Annotated in this window: 19 protein-coding genes; 10 read left to right on the top strand and 9 right to left on the bottom strand. The window is 56.1% G+C overall.

Annotated features, from left to right (window positions below; genetic code table 11):
* Nucleotides 1–120: 120 nt before the first annotated feature.
* From pssA to DFR30_RS04195, 5 genes are read right to left on the bottom strand one after another with little or no spacing between them, the layout of a single operon-like run.
* Nucleotides 121–891, bottom strand: a complete 771-nt coding sequence (gene pssA, locus DFR30_RS04215; RefSeq protein ID WP_132971484.1) for a CDP-diacylglycerol--serine O-phosphatidyltransferase — start codon at nt 889–891, stop codon at nt 121–123.
* Between the two features lie 21 nt (nt 892–912).
* Nucleotides 913–1527 (bottom strand): phosphatidylserine decarboxylase, encoded by a 615-nt coding sequence (locus DFR30_RS04210; RefSeq protein ID WP_132971483.1) that lies wholly within the window; start codon nt 1525–1527, stop codon nt 913–915.
* 54 nt (nt 1528–1581) lie between these two features.
* Complete coding sequence (gene ilvC / locus DFR30_RS04205; RefSeq protein WP_132971482.1) at nt 1582–2604, bottom strand: ketol-acid reductoisomerase; 1023 nt, start codon at nt 2602–2604, stop codon at nt 1582–1584.
* A gap of 32 nt (nt 2605–2636) precedes the next feature.
* Complete coding sequence (gene ilvN, locus DFR30_RS04200) at nt 2637–3128, bottom strand: acetolactate synthase small subunit (protein ID WP_132971481.1); 492 nt, start codon at nt 3126–3128, stop codon at nt 2637–2639.
* A gap of 2 nt (nt 3129–3130) precedes the next feature.
* Complete coding sequence (locus DFR30_RS04195; RefSeq protein WP_165869083.1) at nt 3131–4825, bottom strand: acetolactate synthase 3 large subunit; 1695 nt, start codon at nt 4823–4825, stop codon at nt 3131–3133.
* Nucleotides 4826–5076: 251 nt separating this feature from the next.
* On the opposite strand from DFR30_RS04195, the gene DFR30_RS04190 reads away from it, so the two are divergent.
* From DFR30_RS04190 to DFR30_RS04170, 5 genes are all read left to right on the top strand, one after another.
* Entirely contained in the window at nt 5077–5523 is a 447-nt protein-coding gene (locus DFR30_RS04190) for a DUF4124 domain-containing protein (protein ID WP_132971479.1), read from the top strand.
* A 28-nt stretch (nt 5524–5551) separates the two neighbouring features.
* Entirely contained in the window at nt 5552–5902 is a 351-nt protein-coding gene (locus DFR30_RS04185) for a phenylpyruvate tautomerase MIF-related protein (protein WP_132971478.1), read from the top strand.
* A 129-nt stretch (nt 5903–6031) separates the two neighbouring features.
* Nucleotides 6032–7753 (top strand): proline--tRNA ligase, encoded by a 1722-nt coding sequence (locus DFR30_RS04180; protein WP_132971477.1) that lies wholly within the window; start codon nt 6032–6034, stop codon nt 7751–7753.
* A 37-nt stretch (nt 7754–7790) separates the two neighbouring features.
* The gene (locus DFR30_RS04175; protein WP_132974369.1) at nt 7791–8357 is read left to right on the top strand and encodes a lytic transglycosylase domain-containing protein; all 567 of its coding nucleotides are present in this window, start codon (nt 7791–7793) and stop codon (nt 8355–8357) included.
* A gap of 100 nt (nt 8358–8457) precedes the next feature.
* Nucleotides 8458–9810, top strand: a complete 1353-nt coding sequence (locus tag DFR30_RS04170) for a sensor histidine kinase (RefSeq protein WP_132971476.1) — start codon at nt 8458–8460, stop codon at nt 9808–9810.
* Nucleotides 9811–9827: 17 nt separating this feature from the next.
* Here DFR30_RS04170 and DFR30_RS04165 read toward each other — a convergent pair whose 3' ends face one another.
* The 3 genes from DFR30_RS04165 to DFR30_RS04155 are packed head-to-tail and all read right to left on the bottom strand — an operon-like array spanning nt 9828 to nt 13724.
* A complete protein-coding gene (locus DFR30_RS04165) occupies nt 9828–11624 on the bottom strand; it encodes an ABC transporter ATP-binding protein (protein ID WP_132971475.1) in 1797 nt (598 codons plus the stop codon).
* Complete coding sequence (gene rlmD / locus DFR30_RS04160; protein ID WP_132971474.1) at nt 11617–12954, bottom strand: 23S rRNA (uracil(1939)-C(5))-methyltransferase RlmD; 1338 nt, start codon at nt 12952–12954, stop codon at nt 11617–11619. Before rlmD ends, DFR30_RS04165 begins: the two co-directional genes overlap by 8 nt.
* Nucleotides 12951–13724, bottom strand: a complete 774-nt coding sequence (locus DFR30_RS04155; protein WP_132971473.1) for a 3'-5' exonuclease — start codon at nt 13722–13724, stop codon at nt 12951–12953. Before DFR30_RS04155 ends, rlmD begins: the two co-directional genes overlap by 4 nt.
* A 234-nt stretch (nt 13725–13958) precedes the next feature.
* On the opposite strand from DFR30_RS04155, the gene DFR30_RS04150 reads away from it, so the two are divergent.
* A complete protein-coding gene (locus DFR30_RS04150) occupies nt 13959–15557 on the top strand; it encodes a NosR/NirI family protein (RefSeq protein WP_132971472.1) in 1599 nt (532 codons plus the stop codon).
* A 111-nt stretch (nt 15558–15668) separates the two neighbouring features.
* Entirely contained in the window at nt 15669–17393 is a 1725-nt protein-coding gene (locus tag DFR30_RS04145; protein WP_132971471.1) for a nitrite reductase, read from the top strand.
* 62 nt (nt 17394–17455) lie between these two features.
* Here DFR30_RS04145 and DFR30_RS04140 read toward each other — a convergent pair whose 3' ends face one another.
* On the bottom strand, nt 17456–17923 hold the full coding sequence (locus DFR30_RS04140; RefSeq protein WP_132971470.1) for a hemerythrin domain-containing protein: 468 nt from the start codon (nt 17921–17923) through the stop codon (nt 17456–17458).
* 249 nt (nt 17924–18172) lie between these two features.
* Here DFR30_RS04140 and cobA point away from each other — a divergent pair, with 249 nt between their 5' ends.
* Genes cobA through DFR30_RS04125 form a run of 3 tightly spaced genes read left to right on the top strand, consistent with a single transcriptional unit; the run spans nt 18173 to nt 20431 of the window.
* Nucleotides 18173–18952, top strand: coding sequence for a uroporphyrinogen-III C-methyltransferase (gene cobA, locus DFR30_RS04135; RefSeq protein ID WP_207891800.1), 780 nt, complete (start codon nt 18173–18175; stop codon nt 18950–18952).
* Nucleotides 18945–19265: a c-type cytochrome gene (locus tag DFR30_RS04130; protein ID WP_132971468.1), complete on the top strand. Its 321-nt coding sequence runs from the start codon at nt 18945–18947 to the stop codon at nt 19263–19265. Before cobA ends, DFR30_RS04130 begins: the two co-directional genes overlap by 8 nt.
* Entirely contained in the window at nt 19262–20431 is a 1170-nt protein-coding gene (locus tag DFR30_RS04125; RefSeq protein WP_132971467.1) for a cytochrome D1 domain-containing protein, read from the top strand. The genes DFR30_RS04130 and DFR30_RS04125 overlap by 4 nt, the downstream gene beginning before the upstream one ends.
* Nucleotide 20432 lies beyond the last annotated feature (1 nt).

Genomic DNA, 20432 nt, shown 5'->3' with positions numbered 1-20432 from the left:
TAGCCCAGATTTATACTTGTCAATACTGCTAAATTTAGTATTATTTTATATAGTTTTAGCGTTATTGCTAATTTATATGGCGAAAATTAAGAAAATTTCCGCACGTATACACGATATTACCTACTGGGACTGACGGCGCTGACGCCGACGCTGACGTATCTGGTAGAGCGTCAATACCGGCCCGGAGATTACATATAACAGGAAACCGAAAAACAGCACACTGGGCGGGTGGCTGGAAATCACTACAAACACGAAAACCGTAAGCACCAGTGCCACGAACGGCACCCGATTCTTGAAATCGATTTCCTTGAAGCTGTAGTAGCGCACGTTGCTGACCATCAGTGCACCCATGGCGGCGGCCAGTACTGCACCAACCATCCACATATCCTCACCACTGAGGTTATTGTCTTCACTGAACCACACCAGTCCGGCCAGCACAGCGGCAGCCGAAGGACTCGGCAATCCCTGAAAATAGTGTTTGTCTGCACTGCCAACCTGGGTATTGAATCGTGCCAGGCGCAGTGCTGCACCGGCGGTATACACAAACGCCGACAACCAGCCTAACTTGTTCCAGATCCAGCCCTGCTCGATCATGCTGCGCAGCGCCCACTCGAAAATAATCAGTGAAGGCGCGAGTCCGAAACACACCATGTCCGACAGGCTGTCGTACTGGACACCGAATTCACTCTGGGTATTGGTCAGGCGTGCAACACGGCCATCGATTCCGTCCATAACCATGGCAACAAAGATGGCGATCGCCGCCACCTCGAAGTTACCGCTCATGGCCGACACAATGGCGTAGAACCCGGCAAACAAACCTGCCGTGGTAAACAGGTTGGGAAGGAGATAGATACCCCTGCGACGAGGTCGGGTCTGCTGTTCTTCGTCCATACTGTTGCCCGGGCGCGAAGCCTATTTGTGGACCAGAAGGGCTATTACATCAGATCCGGCCCGTACGTGCGAGCCGGCCTTTACCTGCACACGACTGTTACACGGCAAATAGATCTCGACCTGTCCGCCCATCGGGATAAATCCACAGCGCTGCCCCTGCCCGAGCCGTTCTCCTATACCCACATAGCAGCGCGGCAGATTGTGCAAGGGACTGCGATGCATGACAATCACCAGGTCATCATCCTCGTCGGTTTTCAGCCACACGCCGTGTGGTCGGTCGGCACCCCCATCGTATGGCGGCTTCATGACTTTTCCTTCCACCGGACTACGCGTGCTGTACACACCAATATGGCTCATATTGATCAGGACGCGAATTGCATCACGATCCAGATACGGATCACGAACGTTTTCCACCTGAGAAACAATACCATCGGCAGGGCTCACAACGGCAAGCGGACTCGCCGGTATATCGCGATACGGATCCCGGTAGATAAACAGGACAAACAGGCAGAGCAGCCAGAAAGGCGACGACCAGAGCCAGCCGACGGCATTTCCGACAACAAACCCGGTAATGGCAAACAGCAGAAACGGCAACCAGCCGGCACGGGAAAAGTAGGGGTAACGGCCTGTCGCCATAGCGTGGGGCTCGGAAAGAAAAGGGGCTGCAACGGCAGCCCCTGTGATTACGGGTTAGTTGACTTTCTTGTCGACAATCTTGTTATCACTGATCCAGGACATCATGCTGCGCAGCTTCTGGCCAACCTGTTCGATCTGGTGCTCACGACCCAGGCGACGCTTGGCCTTCAACGTGGCGGCGCCGGCCTGGTTCTCCAGGATAAACTCGCGGGCAAACTCGCCGTTCTGGATTTCTGTCAGGATGCGTTTCATCTCCGCTTTGGTTTCCGCGGTAACAACGCGTGGACCACGGGTCAGGTCGCCGTACTCGGCGGTATTGGAAATCGAGTAACGCATATTGGCGATGCCGCCTTCGTACATGAGGTCGACGATCAGCTTGAGTTCGTGCAGGCACTCGAAGTAAGCCATTTCCGGCGCATAACCCGCTTCGGTCAGGGTTTCAAAACCGGCCTGTACCAGCGAAGTCGCACCACCACACAGCACAGCCTGCTCACCGAACAGGTCCGTTTCGGTCTCTTCCTTGAAAGTCGTCTCGATCACGCCTGCACGGCCACCACCATTTGCCGAGGCATACGACAGGGCAATATCCCTGGCCTTGCCACTGGCATCCTGGAATACTGCAATCAACGACGGTACACCGGCGCCCTGTGTGTACATGGAGCGCACCAGGTGGCCGGGCCCCTTGGGTGCGATCATGATAACGTCGAGATCGGCGCGCGGTTCGATCTGCTCGTAGTGAATATTGAAACCGTGCGCAAACGCCAGTGCCGCGCCCTTCTTGATGTTGGGTTCGATCTTGTCGCGGTACAACTTTGCCTGGTGCTCGTCAGGCGCGAGAATCATCACCACGTCGGCGCTCTTGACGGCATCTTCAATCGACTTCACGGCCAGGCCGGCGTTCTTCGCCTTGGCTTCGGAAATCGAACCTGCGCGCAAACCGACAGTAACGTCCACGCCGGATTCCTTCAGGTTGTTGGCATGTGCATGCCCCTGTGAACCGTAACCGATAATGCTGACCTTTGAACCCTTGATGATGGAAAGGTCTGCATCCTTGTCGTAATAAATGTTTAGTGCCATAGCTCTGTACCCTGACTGGATTTTAAATGTGTTTAAACATGCAAGGCGCGTTCACCGCGCGCTATACCCGTTACACCCGAGCGCACCACTTCGATGATGTCGGTCGCCGGGATTGCTTCAATAAAGGCATCCAGCTTGCCGCTGGTGCCGGTGACTTCGATGGTATACAGGGCGTCGGTGACATCGATGATACGTCCGCGGAAAATATCCGCCATCCGCTTGATCTCCTCGCGCCCGTTGTCCACGGCGCGCACCTTGATCAACATCATTTCACGCTCGATGTGCTCGCCTTCGCACATATCCATCAGCTTCACCACGTCGATCAGCTTGTTCAACTGTTTGGTGATCTGTTCGATGATCTGGTCGGTGCCGGTGGTCACCAGCGTCATGCGCGACAGCGAGGGATCTTCAGTCGCCGCCACCGTCAGTGACTCGATGTTATAGCCACGCGCCGAAAACAGCCCGGCCACACGCGACAGTGCGCCCGCTTCGTTTTCCATCAGTATGGAGATGATATGCCGCATCGTTACACCAGTATCATTTCGTTCAGGCCGGCGCCGGCCGGGATCATCGGGTATACATTCTCGTTCGGGTCAATCAGAAAATCCATGAACACCAGGCGATCTTTCAGCTTCATGGCTTCCTTCAGTGCGCCCTCGACATCTTCCGGCTTGCTGATCTGCATGCCGACGTGCCCGTAGGCCTCGGCCAGCTTGACAAAATCCGGCAATGACTCCATGTACGAACTTGCGTAGCGCCCCTGGTAAAAGAATTCCTGCCACTGACGCACCATACCGAGAAACCCGTTATTCAGGTTAATGATCTTGATTGGCAACCCGTACTGCAGGCAGGTCGACAGTTCCTGGATGCACATCTGGATGCTGCCCTCACCGGTGATGCAGGCCACGGTGCTTTTGGGATGCGCGATCTGCACGCCCATCGCCGAGGGCAGGCCGAAGCCCATGGTGCCCAGCCCACCTGAATTGATCCAGCGGTTCGGCTTGTCGAACTTGTAGAACTGCGCGGCAAACATCTGGTGCTGACCCACGTCCGAGGTCACAAAGGCATTGCCCTTTGTCACCTTGTACAGGGTTTCGACCACCGCCTGCGGCTTGATGTGCTCGCAATCGGTACTGTATTTCAGGCAATCCATGGCGCGCCATTCGTTGATCTGCTTCCACCAGGCCTTGAGCGCTGCCGCATCCGGTTTCACCTTGCTGGTAATCAGCTGGGCGATCATTTCCTTAAGGACCTGGTCAACCGGTCCGACGATCGGTACATCGACACCGACATTCTTGGAGATACTGGCCGGGTCGATATCGACGTGAATGATCTTCGCCGAGGGACAGAATTTTTCAACATTACCGGTGACACGGTCGTCGAAGCGCGCGCCGATCGCAATCAGCACATCGCAGTTATGCATGGACATGTTGGCTTCATATGTCCCGTGCATGCCCAGCATGCCGACAAACTGCTTGTCCGTCGCCGGGTAGGCGCCAAGACCCATCAGTGTGTTGGTAATCGGGAAGTTCAGCAGCTTCGTCATCTCCACCAGCTGCTTACTGGCATTACCAACCACCACACCACCACCGGTGTACAGCATGGGCCGTTTCGCCGACAGCATCAGGTCAACAGCTTTTTTGATCTGCCGCGGGTGCCCTTTGGTGACCGGGTTGTAGGAACGCATTTTGACGCGCTTCGGGTAATGGAACTCCGCCTTCAGCGTACTGACGTCCTTGGGAATATCGACCACCACCGGGCCAGGTCGACCTGTGGTCGCGATATAAAATGCCTTGCGGATGGTGAGCGCAAGATCCTTCACATCCTTGACCAGGAAGTTGTGTTTCACACAGGGGCGCGTGATGCCGATATTGTCGACTTCCTGAAAGGCATCGTTACCGATCAGCGCCGTCGGCACCTGGCCACTGAAAATCACCATTGGAATTGAATCCATGTAGGCGGTGGCAATACCTGTCACCGCATTGGTCGCACCGGGACCCGAGGTCACCAGCACTACGCCGGGACGGCCGGTGGAGCGCGCATAGCCATCCGCGGCGTGTGTGGCAGCCTGTTCGTGGCGCACCAGGATGTGCTCGACCTTGTCCTGCTGGTCAAGTGCATCATAAATCGGCAACACCGCGCCGCCGGGATAGCCAAACACATGCTTGACCCCCTGCTCTTCGAGGCTACGTACAAAAATTTCCGCGCCAGTCAGCTCCACCTGTTTTGTCTCCCGGGTGCAGGCAAAAAATAAAAACCAGAAAAAAAGCCCGTATATCGGGCACATGCACAAAAGTGCAGGTTCAGAACTGGCTAATATTGCCACCCTTTTCAGACAGAATCCAGACCTGTTTTTGATGAATTCACCCGCCCCCCTCAACGTTTTCCTCCCGCGGCCGTGAACCCATTACTTGCCGCGCACGTATCCGCGTGGTAAGTATCTGAAATACGACGACAACCAAGGGGATTTACATGATTGCTAAGACACTCATCGGAGGCATCCTGTTACTGGCCATGGCCGGTGCCCAAGCCGCCATGTATAAATGGAAAGACGAACATGGCAACACCCAGTTCGGCCAGTTCCCGCCTGCCGGGGTCGAAGCCAAACGGATGAAAACACCGCACGCCCCCGCTTCGTCGTCCGGTAAATCCGGCCCCGGCCTGCAGGACCGCGTCAAGGCGCTGGAGGAAAAACAGGGCCAGGATCGGGAAAACGCACAGATGGCGAACCAGGAAAAGGAACGTGCCGCGCAGCTGAAACAGAATTGCGACAACGCGCGTAAAACCGTGCAACTGCTGGAACGCGGTGGTAACCGTCGTTATCGCATGCCGGACGGCAGCGTCCAGCGACTTGACGAGAAAGAAACCCGTCGCCGTATCGATGAATCAAAGAAATATCTCAAGGATAACTGTTCCTGAAGCCCGGCCATGACGGAGGAGACCGAACATGCCCCTGCTTAAAATCCAGACCAATCAGGCCATTGATGAAACAACGGCAAAAACCCTGATCAAAGACGCCTCTGCACGCGTCGCCGAACTACTGGGCAAACCCGAGCGCTATGTCATGGTCAGCCTCGAACACAACCCTGACATGGTATTCGGCGGCAGCGACGAGCCGCTCGCCTACCTGGAGCTGAAAAGTATCGGCCTGCCAGAATCACGGACGGGCGAACTGTCGAGCGGCCTTTGCAAGCTGCTCAATACCTCCCTGGACCTCCCCGCCGATCGTGTCTATATCGAATTCGCCGATGCAGCCCGCCACATGTGGGGCTGGAATGAAGGGACCTTCCAGGAATGACGATGTGTTTCAAGCACAGGGCCACAACTCGAAGCCACCTGACTCGAAGCCACCCGGATAAAACCTATACTCCCCCAACCCCGACCGCTACAATCCCGCCCCTGACCCCTACTAATTGATAAAATCCGAATGAAAGTCTCCCGCTTCCCTCTCTCCACGGTAAAAGAAACCCCCGCCGACGCCGAAATCATCAGTCACCAGCTGATGATGCGCGCCGGCATGATCCGCAAAATCGCTGCCGGCCTGTACAGCTGGCAACCCCTTGGCCTGCGCGTGCTGCGCAAGGCCGAAGCCATCGTACGTGAGGAGATGAATGGCGCCGGTGCGCTGGAGCTGCTGATGCCCGCCGTGCAACCGGCAGAACTCTGGCAGGAATCCGGCCGCTGGGAACAGTATGGACCGGAACTGCTGCGTTTCACCGACCGCCATAACCGTGAGTTCTGCATCGGCCCGACCCACGAGGAAATCATCACCGACCTGGTGCGCCGGGAAGTGCGCAGCTACAAGCAGCTACCGCTCAACTATTACCAGATCCAGACCAAGTTTCGTGACGAGATTCGTCCGCGTTTCGGCATAATGCGCGCGCGCGAATTTCTTATGAAAGATGCCTACTCCTTCCACATCGACAAGCCCTCGCTGGATGAAACCTACCAGCAGATGTACGACACCTATACCCGCATCTTTACCCGACTGGGACTCGACTTCCGCGCCGTGCGTGCTGACAGCGGTTCCATCGGCGGCGCCCTGTCGCATGAGTTCCATGTGCTGGCGGATTCCGGTGAAGACGCCATCGTATTTTCCAGTGCAAGTGGCTATGCCGCCAACCTGGAACTGGCCGAAGCCTTGCCACCTGCCGGGGAACGCCCCGCACCGGGTAAAGCAATGCAAACTGTCGATACGCCCGGCGTACATAGCATCGAAGACGTCTGCAAGGCACTGGATGTCAATCCGGAACAAACCATTAAAACGCTATTGGTTGAAGGTGCCGACGGCGGCGTAGTGGCACTGTGCCTGCGCGGTGATCACACCCTGAATGAAATCAAGGCGGAAAAACTGGAGCAGGTGGCGCAACCCCTGACCCTGGCCAGCGACGAGCAGATTCGCGCAGCCGCCGGTTGCGGTGCCGGTTCACTCGGGCCGGTCGGAGTGGATATCCCCGTCATCGCCGACCGGGCAGCTGCGCATCTGGCCGATTTCGTGTGCGGCGCCAATGTCGATGGCCAGCACCTGACCGGCGTCAACTGGGGCCGTGACTGCCCGGAGCCACAGGTCGCCGACATCCGTAATGTGGTTGAGGGTGACCCCAGCCCGGACGGCCAGGGTGTGGCAAAAATCGCCCGCGGCATCGAGGTAGGCCATGTATTCCAGCTCGGAGACAAGTACAGCCGTGCCATGAAAGCCACTGTACTGGACGAAAATGGTAAGGAAATCATCATTCAAATGGGCTGCTACGGGATTGGCGTGTCACGCGTCATCGCCGCTGCCATCGAGCAGAACCACGACGAGCAGGGCATTCGCTGGCCTTCGGCGTTGGCGCCCTTCCAGGTGGCGCTGCTGGGCATGAACCGCAAAAAGTCCCAGCGGGTACGCGAAGCCTGCGACGCGCTCTACGAGGAAATGCTGGCCGCCGGCCTGGATGTCATTTTTGATGACAGAGAGGTAAGGCCCGGGGTCATGTTTGCCGATATGGAACTTATTGGCATACCGCATCGGGTGGTAATTGGTGAAAAAAATCTGGACAAGGGGCTGGTGGAGTACAAATCGCGCCGTGGTGGCGACAACCAGGATATTGCGCGTGACGGGATTATTGACTTCCTCACGTCACAGCTGGCCCAGGGAAGATCTGATTAATTCGTTATCCCGGCGTATTAAATCGTCATCACGGCGCATGCCGGTTTTTCTGCTGCCTTTGCTCACCCTCCTGTACTGTAGTCTTGCCGGTGCCGCCACCCAGGAACGCCCCGATGACGAAATGCGCGAGCTCCTGATTCACGCCGTGCAATCTTCCGACAGCTTCGAGGACCGTTTCCACGCCGAGGTCTGGCTGACGGACATGTCGAAGCGGCTGGCACGCAAAATCCCCGACCCTGAAGAACGCTTGCTGATCCTGAAAACCGCGCACTATGAAGCGACTCGCGCCAACCTGCCCCCTGAAATGGTACTGGCGCTGATCGAGGTGGAAAGTAACTTCGACCACTTCGCGATATCACACGCCGGCGCGCGCGGCCTGATGCAGGTGATGCCATTCTGGCTGGACGAAATCGGCCGTCCCGATGATGACCTGTTCGATATTCATACCAACCTGCGTATGGGTTGTACCATTTTGAGGCTTTATCTCGACCGGGAAAAAGGTGACCGCACGCGGGCGCTGGCGCGTTACAACGGTAGCGTGGGAAAGACCTGGTACCCGCAACGGGTGTTCAGCGCCCTGTCAAAACGCTGGTATCGTCTGTAATCAAGGGCTCCGATCGACTAACCACTTTTTGTAATTCCAGGCCCTTACGCTAAGCTAGGTCTAACGCACAGGATGTAGCAGGCACAGGAAGTTGTAATAAATGCCTAAAAACACGTTTCGTATGCTCATGGCCGCATTGGCCGGCAGTGTCGCTTTTATTGCAGCACTGCTGCTACTGGATATCCCTGCACGAATCATAACGGGTAACCACGCGCAAATCGCTATCCAGTTCCTCGATGCCATGCGTCCGCCCATGCTGGCTATCGAGAAAGCCGAAGGCTCCTCGTCAATGCCTGCCGCCATGGCGACATTCACCCAGTCTGCCACTGAACTGAGAAAACGCGTCGCACAATACCTCGAAGCTTCACAATACAATCAGGTATTGCATGAACATGTCATACAGCTCTCCCGGGTCATCGACAAATGGCTGAATAATGAAAAAGCCCTGTGGGAATATCGTATCAGCCTGGTTGAAGCAAGAGACAGTCTGGAGAAACTGAAACAGCTGGAACTACGGCATGAAGCGGCCATCGACGAATTCCTCAATGCCATGGAAGTCCTCGCGCTTGGTGAGCAACCCATCCACCAGGATATAGACCGCGGCCGGCAGGCCAGTCAGATACTGCAGATACTTGCCATTCTGCTTGTCCTTTACCTGCTGTCGCTGATTATCCTTTTCCAGCACATGACCCGGAAAGCCCTGCTCTCCTCGTTTCACGAAGTCCAGCAAGCCCGACATAATCTTGCACAACAGGTCAGTGTTCGCACACAGGAGCTGGAACGGAGCAACAAGGAACTGGAATCCTTCAGCTACGCAGTCTCGCATGACCTGCGTGCACCGCTACGCAGCATCAACGGTTTTTCGGAAGCGCTGCTGGAAGACAACAGCGATCAGCTGGATGACACCGGCAAGGATTACCTGAGACGCGTGTCCGCTGCCGCACGGCATATGGGTGAATTGATCGATGCCATGCTGGTCCTGTCACGTGTAACACGCAAGGACATCCGTCACTCCGATGTTGACCTGTCAAAGGCCGTGACGGAGATTGCCGGGGAACTGCACAATCAGGACCCTTCCCGCACGGTTGAATGGCGGATCAGTGATAACCTGCACACCGAAGGTGATATTGATCTGCTACACATCGCGCTGGAAAACCTGCTGGGTAATGCCTGGAAGTACAGCAGCAGAAACACCGGCACTACCAGTATTGAATTTGGCGCCATGGAACAGAAGGGCGAACAGGTTTTCTTTGTCCGGGATAACGGTTGCGGCTTCAACACCGACTACTCTGACAAGCTGTTCATGGCTTTCCAGCGCTTGCACGGCAAGGAATATGAAGGCACCGGCATAGGGCTTGCCACTGTCCAGCGCATCATCCAGCGTCACCAGGGGCGCGTCTGGGCTGAAAGCACGATGGGAGAGGGGTCAACGTTTTACTTTACCCTGGGCTGAAGTCGATACACCACCCATCAACCGTATAAACGACTGTACAGACCGTCCGACCTGAGTAACTCCCCGTGCGTACCCTGCTCGGCGATCTGACCATTTTCGAATACGTAAACATGGTCTGCCTGTTTCACCGCGCTCAGGCGATGCGCAATAATCAACACGGTTCGACCTTCCAGGAACGGCTTCAACGCCTCGTGCAGACGCGCTTCGGTTTCGGTATCCAGTGCCGAGGTGGCTTCATCGAAAATAACCACCTGCGGGTCATTGAGCAGCAGGCGGGCAATCGCCAGACGTTGACGCTGACCACCGGACAGGCGCACACCCTGCCGACCCAGTTGTGAATCGAGCTGTTGTGGCATATCGCGCACCACATCCTCCATTTGTGCCGCTCGCAATGCTTCCCATAACGACTCATCCGGGTAGTCGCGCCCCAGTGTCAGGTTGTTACGCACTGTGTCATTGAACAGTACCGGGTGCTGCAACACCGTAGCCACATGCTCGCGTACTACTTCGAGTCCGATTTTCCGGACAGGCACACCATCAAAACAGATCTGACCCTGTTGTGGCTGATACAGGCCCAGTAACACCTGCACCAGTGTCGACTTGCCACCGCCACTGGCGCCCACCAGCGCGACACGCTGACCGGCCTCGATATTCAGACTGACACCGTTCAGCACCGGTTCATCGGGACGGTAGGAGAAATGAATATTGTCCGCCTGAACCGAGACGCCACGTCTGCCCTTGAACGGATTCCGCTCTGTGGGATAGCGGGGCTCCTCGCGCAAATCGAGCAGGCTGTTGATGCGCTCCAGTGCGGCGCGCGCACTGTAGAAGGCATACTGGATATTCAATACTTCCTGGACCGGTCCCATCATAAACCACAGATAGGCGAATACCGCCATCATCTCGCCTATGCTGAGTCCTGAATAAAGCACCATCAGCATACTGACTGCGCGAAACAGGTCGAAGCCGACCAGAAAAACAAAAAATGACAGGCGGCTGGCGGCATCGCTTTTCCACGAGAAGGCGGCTGAATCATGCTTGATCTGCCGTGCACGCTCGATGACGCGTTTCAGGTAGTAACCTTCGCGGTTGGAAGCACGTATCTGTTGAATGGCATCCAGCGTTTCCGTCAGCGCGCCCTGGAAAACTTCGAAGGCCTGGTTCTCACGACGTTTGAGCTGTTTGACCTGCTTGCCCAGTGATACAGTGAAGTACACGACAACCGGGTTCAGGAACAGGATCAGTAACGCCAGCTTCCAGTGCATCCACAACAACACCCCGGCGGCGCCAATCAGTGACAGCACCGCGATCAGGAACTTGCTCACCGACATGCCGATGAAGGTATCGATGGCATTCAGGTCAGTCACGAAATGTGACGTCACCTCGCCGCTCCCCATAGCCTCGTACTCGGCCAGTGAAATTCGCTGCAAGCGTAACAACAGATCACGCCGTATACGGAACACAACATCTTTGGAAATAAAACTGAACTCGCGTAATTGCCACACGGTAAATATCACGCTGGCGAAACGCATCGCGATGGTGGCAAGTAATATTGCGGTGATATATAGCACCGGCCCGTGCCAGCCTTCCGGGAACAGCCGGTTCATTGTGCTGACCAGCGTTGCAGGCTCCTTGAGCAATACTTCGTCAACCAGTAACGGCATCATCAGGGGCAATGGCACACTGACCAGCACGGCCAGCATGGCAATAACATTCGCCCACACCAGCTCACGCCGGTGTTCACGGACAATACGCATCACACGCTCCCAGGTGTAATGCTCGTCTGTGGTTTCTGTATTACCCGCTTCAGCCATGGCTCTTCTCGAACATGGCCATGGACTCCACGTGCGCCGTATGCGGAAACATGTCCATAACACCGGCTGCAACCAGCCGGTAACCGTGTTCGTTGACCAGCAGACCGGCGTCACGTGCCAGTGAGCCGGGATGACAGGATACATAGACAATACGTTCGGCACCCAATGCCGCGATATGTGGCATCATTTCCTGTGCGCCGCTGCGTGGCGGATCGAGCAGGATACGGTCGTATTGTTGTTGCATCCAGCCCTGGCCGGCCGGATCCTGTGTGAGATCGACAGCATGGTATTCGACGTTATCGATGTCGTTTCGCGCGGCATTTTCCCGTGCGCTTTTCACCAGCCTGACATCACCTTCCACACCGGCAACCTGTGCAGCGTTTCGCGCCAGTGGCAAGGTAAAATTACCCAGCCCGCAGAACAGGTCCAGCACCTTGCTGTCACTGTCCGGTTCCAGTAGTTCCAGCGCCTGGCGAATCATGGCGCGGTTGATGTCAGCATTGACCTGGGTGAAATCCGTTGGCTGGAACTGCATCTCGATATCATGGTCCTGCAAGTGATAGGACAGTTGTGAATCCTCCGGCCACAATGGCGCAACCGTGTCCGGCCCGCCCGGCTGCAACCAGACATGCAGACCGCTTTGTTCTGCATAGTCTTTCAGACGCTGTGTATCACTGTCTGACAGGGGGTCGAGGTTGCGAAATACCAGTACCGTGGCCTGCTCCCCGACCGCTACTTCGATCTGCGCAATACGTTCACGCGCCTGCAGGCCCTGGATCATCCCGGCCAGCTCGTCGAGACGTTCACCGACCGAAGGGTGCAGGACTTCACAGCGCCGGATATCGGCAAGATACGGTTTACGCTTTTCCCGGAAGCCGACCAGCACCCGACCCTTCTTGCGCACGAATTTCACACCCAGCCGCGCCTTGTTACGATAACCCCAGGCTGGCCCGGTCAGTGCTTCGAGCACCCGCTCGGGCGTGACTTTACCGATACGCTCCAGGTTATCCAGCAGGGTCTGCTGCTTGGTCAGTATCTGGCTGGCGGGTGCCTGGTGCTGAAGGCTGCAACCGCCGCAGATTTCAAAATGCGCACACTTTGGCTCGACACGCTGATCCGAAGCCTGGAACAGTTCGCACAGCTTGCCTTCATCGTGTTTGCGTGATTTGGCCGTGTACAGAAAACTCAGTTCCTCACCTGGCAGAGCGCCATCAATAAAGACCGCCTTGCCCTCGACGTGCGCTACGCCGCGCCCGTCGTGGGTCATGGATTCGACCGTGACCCGCACCGGGTAGTTGGGCAGTTTGGGTTTTCTGCGACGTTTACTCATGGCTGCCAGTGTTGCAGAAATTCAGTAAAGTGCGGCTTGTCTTCCTGCACCAGTGTTTCCCGCAGCAATTCCAGCTCCTGCTCGTAGGCCTTGTGCGTCAGGTGGCCGCGGATCAATTGAAAACGCAGGTAAACCAGCCAGGTGTTCAGCACATCGGTTTCGCAATAGTTGCGGATTCCCTCGACCTCGCCGGCGTGAAAGGCGTCCCATACTTTCGCACCGCTCATCCCCATCTTGCCGGGAAAACCCAGCATGGTCGCCACCTCGTCGAGTTTGGCACTGGCCCGCATCTGGTAGCCGGCCAATACATCCATCAGGTCAGTATGACGCGCGTGGTAGCGACTGAGGTAGTTATTCCACTTGAAATCCCGGTCATCTTCACCGGTATCCCAGTAGCGCGGCGCCTGCACGCCGTGTAATAAGGAACGATAGTGCAACACGGGCAGGTCAAATCCACCGCCGTTCCAGGACACCAGGGTGGGCGTAAACTTCTCTACACCATCAAAAAACCGCTGTACCAGTTCCGCCTCACCGGCATCCGGCTCACCCAGTGACCAGACCTTGAGCTTGTCCTTGTGGCGCAGCACGACGGAAATGGCGCAGATCCGGTGCAGGTGCAAGGGCAGAAATTCACTGCCGGTGGCTTGCTGGCGCAGGTGAAACATGGCCTTGGCGACATCGGCATCATCAAGATCGGGCAAGTCATACAGCTTGCGGCCACTCTCGATGTCCGGAATGGTCTCGATATCGAAAACAAAGATATTATTCATACGAGGGTCGGCAAGCTCTGTTGCCCGCTTCCTTTATGTGACCGGTTACTTCCAGCAGGCCTGCCATTATAAGGCCAAATTCATACTTGCGGTAATCAGCGCCGGTTACCCGGGTGCCGGAGTCAGCTTGACCTAAATCAATGACAGGAGTGGCCGGCCGGCGCTTAAGATAGCCATTAATGATTGACACACACCAGTCAAGGGAGTGTGCTACGGATGGTTTTTTCATAACTCATGCTGAATTCACCAGTAATACATCATCGAGCACAGCTGTTTTACCGGCAGTTCGTCGCTGTTCCAGCCTGGCTGGCTGGCTGCTTGCTGCTGCTGGCGGCTACGATCAGTACCGCTTTCGCTGACCCTGTAGACGACCTGGCCCGAACCTTTTTCCCGCAGGCAGACCAGGTCGGTGAGTTCCAGGGTGATCCACTCGCGGCACCGGTCTACAAGGGTGACCGCCTGCTGGGCTACGTACTGCGCACCACAGACATTGCAGCCATCCCTGCCTATTCCGGAAAACCGATCACCCTGCTGGTCGGCCTCGGACTCGATGGCCGGATTACCGGCCTTCAGATCATCAAGCACTCCGAACCCATCCTGGCCGCCGGCATCTCCGAGAAGCAGCTGAAACACTACGTTGACCAGTACCGTGGAATATCGGCCCGCAAACGGGTCAAGCTGGGAGGCGTGGAGCGAAAGGGTTACGTGACCATAGACGGAATTACCGGTGCGACCATTACGGCCATGGTCATGAACGCAACCGTAATGAAAGCGGTCAACAAGGTTGCCCGTTCACGTGGAATACCCGTGCCGACCAGTGGCTCAGCGTCGACAGCGCCGGTGGTCGCGCCTGCTGCCGAGGCAACAGAAAACCACCCGGCCCCGGCCTGGTGGATGGGTGCGACCCATGAGCCTTTCTGGGTCTCCGTATGGCGTGTACGCCTGTGGCAGATCACGGTACTGTGTGTCGCACTTGGCGTGCTGGTTTTTATACTGTTGTTCCAGGACTGGCTGACCCGGCGACCAGCACTGCTGAAGTACATCCGTACCGGGTACCTGGTTTTCACCCTGTTTTTCATCGGCTGGTACAGTCTGGCACAGCTTTCAATTATTCACGTGTTGACTTTTATCAATGCCATTCTGCATCAGTTCAGCTGGGAAGCCTTCCTGGTCGATCCCCTGATATTTATTCTGTGGGGTTTCGTGGCACTGACACTACTGCTGTGGGGACGCGGTGTGTATTGCGGCTGGCTGTGCCCGTTTGGCGCCCTGCAGGAATTGATCAGCAAGATAGCCCGGTGGCTGAAAATTCCTGAGTATCACTTTCCGCCAGTTGTACATGAACGCCTTACCGCACTGAAATATATTATTTTTGTGGCACTGTTTGGCCTGTCCCTGCAATCCATCGGCTACGCCGCCATGGCCGCCGAAGTGGAACCTTTCAAGACCGCGATTGTGTTGCACTTCAACCGGGATGGTGTGGTACTGGGCTATGCCCTTGCCCTGCTTGTTATAGCGGCTTTCAACCGCAAGTTTTACTGCAAATACCTTTGCCCGCTTGGCGCGGCACTGGCCATCCCGGCACCCCTTCGCATCTTTGACTGGCTGCGACGTCGCAAGGAGTGTGGCCGACCCTGCCAGATCTGTGCCCGGCAATGTGAAGTCCAGGCGATACGGCCAACCGGCGAGATCAACCCCAATGAGTGCCACTACTGCCTGGATTGCCAGGTAACGTATTGGGACGATCACAAGTGCCCGCCACTGTCGGAAAAACGTATCAGAAGGGAGAAAAGTAAAGCGGCACTGGAACGCATCAGAGGCATGGAGAAATGATGCTTGTGCAGCCGATGCTGTTTCACCGGTCAATTGATATAGATCAAGGCCTGCAATATTGATCTATGTAGGATGCCTGCAGTAAGTCAACCTGAAGAAAGGGAGAGAACGATGGACAGATCAGCAGTTTCCCGTATTGCGGCCATGAGCGTGCTTTTGCTCAGCTCGCTTGGCGCACATGCCAAGGATTCCGAACACCCGGGAACCACGCCGGGAGAAATGCGCTACAAGGGCGCACCTGTTCCGGAACAGATGCAGTCAAAAGATGTGATCACCCCCGGCGCCCCTGCCCTGACAGAGGCAGAATTTTCCAAGGCCAAGAAGATCTACTTCGAGCGTTGTGCCGGTTGTCACGGTGTACTGCGCAAGGGCGCGACCGGCAAACCGCTGACCCCTGACATTACCCGGCCCAAGGGTCTTGATTACCTGAAAGTGTTCATCAACTTCGGTTCCCCGGCCGGTATGCCGAACTGGGGATCATCGGGTGCGCTCTCGCCTGATGAAGTCACACTCATGGCCAAGTATCTTCAGCACGAGCCTCCGATTCCGCCTGAGTTCGGCATGAAAGAAATGAAGGCGACCTGGAAGGTGCTGGTTGACCCGGAGAAACGTCCGAAGAAGAAGATGAACAAGTACAATCTGGACAACATCTTCTCGGTGACGTTGCGTGATGCCGGACAGATTGCACTGATTGATGGTGATACGAAAAAAATCATCAACGTGATCGATACCGGTTATGCGGTACACATCTCGCGTTATTCAACTTCAGGACGTTACCTGTTTGTGATCGGGCGCGATGCCAGGGTCAATCTCATCGACCTGTGGATGAAGAAGCCTGATAACGTGGCCGAAATCAAGATCGGGCTCGAAGCGCGTTCCGTGGAGACCTCCAAGTACAAGGGCTATGAAGACAAGTACGCCATTGCCGGCGCCTACTGGCCACCACAGTATGTCATCATGGATGGCGACACCCTGGAGCCGCTGAAAATCGTATCCACCCGCGGCTACACGGTTGATACCCAGGAATACCACCCGGAACCACGCGTGGCTGCCATTGTCGCCTCTCACGAGCACCCCGAGTTTATCGTCAACGTGAAGGAAACCGGCAAGGTACTGATGGTCAACTACGAGGATATCAACAACCTCAAGGTCACCACCATTGGTGCAGCACGTTTTCTGCATGATGGTGGCTGGGACTCCACGCACCGTTACTTCCTGACAGCGGCCAACAAATCGAACAAGATTGCAGTCATCGACTCGAAGGAAGACACGCTGACAGCCCTGGTCGATGTCACCAAGATCCCGCATCCGGGTCGTGGCGCCAACCTGAGTGATCCAGAGTACGGTCCGGTCTGGGTAACCAGTGCACTGGGTAATGATCATGTCACCATGATTGGTACAGATCCGGTGACCCACAAGAAAAATGCCTGGAAAGTGGTACGCACCCTGAAGGGCCAGGGCGGTGGTTCCCTGTTCGTGAAATCACACCCAAAATCAAAGAACCTTTGGGTTGATTCACCACTGAACCCGGACAGCAAGATCAGCCAGAGTGTCGCCGTGTTTGACGTGGACCACCTCGACAAGGGCTATGAGGTCCTGCCGATTGCTGAATGGGCCGGTATCAAGGGTGACGGACCGAAACGTGTTGTTCAGCCTGAGTACAACAAGGCCGGTGACGAGGTCTGGTTCTCGGTGTGGAGCGGCAAGGAGCAGGAATCCGCCATCGTGATCGTGGATGACAAGACCCGCAAACTGAAGAAGGTGATCAAGGACAAGCGTCTGGTTACACCGACCGGCAAGTTCAACGTGTATAACACCATGCACGATATCTACTGATCCGGCTTGCGCTGAAACAGACGGGAAGGGGAGGTCACTCCCCTTCCCGTTTTTTTATGCGTTCAGATATCCCATTTCCTGTCTGATTTCGACATATCGAATGTATCGAGCTGCTGTGAAATTTCTTCCCGGCTGGCGTCCAGTATATGACTGGCCATGGGTAAAAAGAAATCCTCCTCCTTTTCATGATGTTTGATCATCCGGTCTTCCAGCCGAGTCATACAATCCAGAACAAGGTCCGAGTTCCTGGACTTGATGACCTGCGCCATGTCCGTAACAAGACGGACGATGTCATCATGCTCCTCCCGAAGGGCCACTGTCGGTCCCTGGGGAGCATGGCTTGCCGCTTCATAGGCGGAGTACAGCACTTCCTCTTCCAGGGCCATATGGCGCTTCAGGTGGGCAACCATTTTCATGAATAGCACGTCAGTTGTCTGCCAGTCCTCGACTTCAATCGCTTCCATACAACGGGAAATGAGATTCTCGTACAGTGAATGTTCGTGTGTCAGCCAGTTGTCTGTGCTGCCCATGGAGCCCCCTCCCGTAATTGCATGGTGCTATAAGAATCCCCCGGGCCGGACGAGTCAAGGGGACGGCCGCGAACCTCCGGGTGTTGCCCCTTCCCGAACGGCTTTCAACATCCTGTATTAGACTCAATATAAACCCTTGACCTATATCAAGGACAGCAAAAACCCCCACCTCCAATATAAGCCCAATAGTGCCGCATGGGCGGGCGGGAGTTCGTCACCACAGACAATGGGGTATTCGGGAGATATCGGTTGAGCATACAGGCAAAAATTTATCTGGTTGGTGCAGGACCTGGTGATCCGGATCTTCTCACGGTCAAGGCACAGCGTTTGATCCGGTCAGCTGACACTGTGGTTTACGACCGGCTGGTGTCACAGGAAGTTCTCGACCTGATACCTCACTCCGCTTCCAGAGTGTACGTCGGTAAAGTAACCGGTCACCACACCCTCAGCCAGAAAGAAATCAATGCCCTGCTGGTAGACCTGGGCAGGAAACGCCAGCGTGTGGTGCGTCTGAAAGGGGGCGACCCCTTTATTTTCGGTCGTGGCGGTGAAGAGGCACTGGCGCTGGCACGCAACGATATCGCTTTTGAAGTGGTACCGGGCATTACTGCGGCACAGGCCTGTGCTGCTTATGCGGGTATCCCCCTGACCCATCGCGGTCTTGCCCGGGGGGTGCAATTCGTCAGCGGGCACAGCAAGAATAACGAAACACTGGTACTTGACCAGGCGGCCCTGTCTGACCCGGAACAGACACTGGTGATTTATATGGGTCTCGCAAACCTGTCCCGGATCATCCGTGATCTTGTCGAAGCCGGCCGGCCCGGAGATACACCGGCGGCGATTGTCGAGCGCGGCACCACCTCAAACCAGCGCACTGTCATTACCACTGTCGATGAACTACAGCAGGCTGTAGAACAGCACGCGATCACGTCACCGGCCATGCTGATTATCGGCCAGGTCGTTTCACTGGCGGAAGAACTGGAATGGTTTATGCCGTGGGCGAAGGAAATGGAACTTAAATATGCCTAGGGTGATTCTGTTTATCACCATGTGCACCTTGACGATGTCTGCTACGGCGGAAGCCGTTACCGCGCAACGCCAGACCGAACTGCGTAACCTTGTCCACCAGGACTGCGGTTCCTGTCACGGGATGCGATTGACCGGCGGACTGGGGCCTGCGTTAACACCGCAGGCACTGCAGGGCAGGAACCACAAATCCCTGTTTACGACCATCCGTTCAGGACGGCCCGGAACGCCCATGCCGACGTGGCAGCCGTTACTCACCGACGCAGAGATCAACTGGATTGTCGACTACCTGAAAACACCGGAGACAACACAATGAGATCATTGCTGGCTACCCTCCTCGCGTTTTCCCTTGCAGGCAGCGCACTGGCCGGCGATCTGCGCGGCACGGGTGATCTCGGCGTAGTGGTGGAACGTGCCAACGGTAAACTGCTGGTCGTTGAACACACCGGCGATACCCGTCTCTCGGAAATCGAGGGGCTCGGCGACCTGTCTCATGCTTCTGTCGTGTTTTCACGAGATGAACGCTACGCCTATGTGTTCGGCCGCGATGGCGGGCTGACAAAGGTGGACCTGCTGAAGGGCCGCATAGTAAAGCGGGTGATGCAGTCCGGCAACAGTATCGGTGGTGCTATCTCACAGGACGGGAAGTGGGTCGCAGTGTCCAACTACAAGCCGGGGGGGGTGCGAATCTTCGACGCGACTACACTTGAGATGGTCGCCGATATCCCCGCCGAATATACCCCGGGCAAACTCTCCAAGACAGTCGGCCTGGTGGATGCACCCGGCAACCGGTTTGTGTTCAGCCTGTATGATGGCGACCAGATCTGGCTGGTGGATATGAAAGACCCCCACAAGCCCGCGATAACACGCTTCGAACATATCGGAAGGGCGCCCTATGATGCCCTGATCACACCGGACGGCCGCTATTACATTGCCGGCCTGTTTGGCGAAGACAGCATGGCGTTGCTGGACCTGTGGCACCCGGAAAACGGGGTGCGGAAAATACTCAAGGGTTATGCAGAGCACGATGAAAAACTGCCGGTCTACAAAATGCCGCACCTGGAAGGCTGGGCGGTTGCCGGCAGCAAGGCTTTCGTCCCCGCTGTCGGGCAACACAAGGTGCTGGTTATCGATACAGCTGACTGGACCATACTGGATGAAATCGATGTGCACGGCCAGCCGGTATTCGTCATGGCGCGTCCTGACGGACGCCAGGTGTGGGTGAATTTTGCACACCCGGACAACGATACCGTCCAGGTCATCGATGCCGAATCGCAACACATCATCAAGACCCTGAAACCCGGCAAAGCTGTTCTGCACATGGAGTTCACACCCCGTGGTGAAAAACTGTGGCTGTCCGTGCGTGACGACAATCGTGTCCAGGTATACGACACAGCAACAATGACGCTACTTAAAGAACTGCCGGCTGAAAAACCCAGCGGGATCTTCTTTACCGACCGCGCACACCGGACGGGGCTGTAGC

The sequence above is a fragment of the Thiogranum longum genome, from assembly GCF_004339085.1.
GTDB classification, from domain to species: Bacteria; Pseudomonadota; Gammaproteobacteria; order DSM-19610; family DSM-19610; genus Thiogranum; species Thiogranum longum.
The sequence above is the reverse complement of the archived record's forward strand: the minus strand, read 5'-3'. Positions and strand labels throughout refer to the sequence as shown.